The sequence below is a fragment of the Myxococcus vastator genome (assembly GCF_010894475.1).
Classification (GTDB): Bacteria; Myxococcota; Myxococcia; order Myxococcales; family Myxococcaceae; genus Myxococcus; species Myxococcus vastator.
This window is the reverse complement of record NZ_JAAIYB010000724.1, coordinates 1-2570: the sequence shown is the minus strand read 5'-3', so window position 1 is coordinate 2570 and position 2570 is coordinate 1. Positions and strand designations below refer to the sequence as shown.

Annotated in this window: 2 protein-coding genes; both read left to right on the top strand. The window is 71.6% G+C overall.

From position 1 onward, the window contains the following. The coding region (locus G4D87_RS36560) for a condensation domain-containing protein (RefSeq protein WP_205507868.1) at positions 1 to 1075 on the top strand (1075 nt) is incomplete at its 5' end. Further along, on the top strand, positions 1072 to 2570 hold a 1499-nt coding region (locus tag G4D87_RS36555), incomplete at its 3' end, for a condensation domain-containing protein (protein WP_240358900.1). The genes G4D87_RS36560 and G4D87_RS36555, both read left to right, overlap by 4 nt.

Here is a 2570-nt window from a genome sequence, read left to right as displayed (position 1 = left end):
GGTCCAGGGGGTGGTGCTGGAGGGGGGCGCCGGACGTCCTTCCCGGCTGATGCTGGCGGTCCACCATCTGGTGGTGGACGCGGTGTCGTGGCGCATCCTCCTGGAGGACCTGGCGGCGGTGTACGCGAAGCTCGCCGCGGGCGAGGCCGTGGTGCTCCCGCCGAAGACGACGTCGTTCCAGGCGTGGGCTCGGGGGCTGGAGGCGTTGTCGCGCTCGGAGGCGCTGGCGGCGCAGCGGGCATGGTGGCTCGAACGTCCGTGGCGCGAGGCTCCGCGGCTCCCCGTGGACCTGGCGGGTGGGGCCAACACGGAGGCCACCGCGAGCGTGGTGCGCGTGACGCTGGACGCCGAGCACACGCGGGCCTTGCTGCACGACGTGCCGAAGGCGTGGCACACACAGCCTCAAGAGCCGTTGCTGACGGCGCTGGCCCAGGCGCTGACGGCGTGGTCGGGTGGCGCCGTCGCGCTGGTGGACGTGGAGGGGCATGGACGGGAAGACGTGCTGCCGGGCGTGGACGTGTCCCGCACGGTGGGCTGGTTCACCCGGGTGTTCCCCGCGCTGCTGGACCTGCGCGCAACGAAGACGCCCGGTGAGGCGCTTCGCGCGGTGAAGGAGGGCCTGCGCGCGGTGCCCTCGCACGGCATGGGGTGGGGCCTGCTCCGCTACGTCGCGAAGGACGCGGCGCTGGCGGCGTTGCCGCTGGCGGAGGTGGGCTTCAATCACCTGGGACAGGTCGATGGCGCGGTGGGCGCGGGGGCCCCCTTCGTGCTCGCTCCGGAGGGCGAGGCGTTGCGTCAGCGGGCTCCGAGCGCGCGCCGGCCGTACCTGCTCGACGTGACGAGCGCGGTACGTGACGGGCGGCTGGAGGCCATCTGGACCTTCAGCGAGGCCGTACACCGTCGCGAGACGGTGAGCCGCCTGGCGGAGGACTTCCTGGCCCGGCTCCGGGAGCTGGTGGAGGCGTCGCGCGCGCCGGAGGCGGGGGGCCATTCGCCCTCGGATTTCCCGCTCGCGAAGGTGAAGCAGGCGCAGCTCGACAAGCTGGCCGCACGGTTCGGAAAGAAGACGCGATGAGCGACAACATCGACGACCTGTACCCCCTGTCGCCGCTGCAGGGCGGCATGTTGTTCCACGCCATCGCCGAGCCCGGCAGGGGCCTGTACTTCAACCAGCTCGTCTGCGAGCTGCGGGGCCGGTTGGATTTGGACGCCTTCACCCGGGCCTGGAATGGCGTCGTGTCCGCGCATCCCGTGCTGCGCACGGCGCTCGTCTGGGATGACGTCGACGAGCCGATGCAGGTCGTGCTCCATGAGGTGGACCTGCCCGTGCGCGTCGAGGACTGGCGCGACGTGCCGGCCGAAGCCCGGGAGTCGCGGTTGGAGGCCTTCCTGGCGGAGGACCGGCGCGAGGGCTTCGACCTCTCCTCCGCGCCGCTGGTGCGGCTGGCGCTGTTCCGGTGTGGCGACGACTCACACCGCTTCGTGTTCAGCCATTCGCACCTGATATTGGACGGCTGGTCCGTGCCGCTGGTGCTCCGCGACGTCTTCACCTTGTACGAGGGCGCGCTCTCGGGACGGCCGGCCCGGCTCTCCCCACCCAGGCCCTTCCGGGACTATGTCGAGTGGCTGAGCGAGCAGGACCTGGCGGTCTCCGAGTCCTTCTGGCGTCAGGGGCTCGACGGCTTCGATGCGCCCACGAATCCGCGGCAGGTGCTCGGGAGTGGTGAGGGGACGGGGAAGGCGTCGCAATCCTTGTACCTGTCGGAGCCGCTCACCACGGCGTTGACCGGCTTCGCCCGGCGGCAGGGCCTCACGTTGCATACCCTGGTGCAGGGGGCCTGGGCCCTGGTGCTCGGCCATCTGTGTGGCACGGAGGACGTCGTCTTCGGCACCACCGTCTCCGGGCGTCCGCCAGGATTGGCGGGCGTGGAGGACATGGTGGGGTTGTTCATCAACACCCAGCCCGTGCGTGTCCGGCTGCCACCCGAAGCGCCCCTGTCGGCGTGGCTGCGCGGCATCCAGGAGCTGCAGTTGGAGGCGCGTCAGCACGAGCACGCGCCGCTGGTGAAGGTCCAGCGCTGGAGCAGCGTGCCCGCGGGGACGCCGCTGTTCGAGACCCTGGTCGTCTTCGAGAACTACCCGCTGGACGCCGCGCTCACGTCGGCCTCCCGGGCCCTGGAGGTCCGGGACATCCGGGCCGTTGAGGCGGACCATTTCCCGCTGACGCTCATCTCGACGAACGGGACGCGGCTGCCGCTGTACCTGCGCTACGACCGGAAGCGGTTCTCCGCGGCCTTCGCGGTTGCGCAGCTCGAACGGCTGCGCGCCGTGTTGGAGGCGATCGCGACGAGTCCGGAGCGCGCCTTGGGCACGCTGGCCTTGAGCTCGGAGGCCGAGCGTCACCAGGTCCTCGTGGCGTGGAACGACACGCGCACGGCGTTCGCGGACCAGGCCTCGGTGCTGGGGCTCTTCCAGGCGCAAGTGGGCCGCTGCCCGGCCGCCGCGGCGGTGAGGTGCGAGGAGGAGGTGCTGACGTACGGGGAGCTGGAGGCGCGGGCGAACCAGTGGGC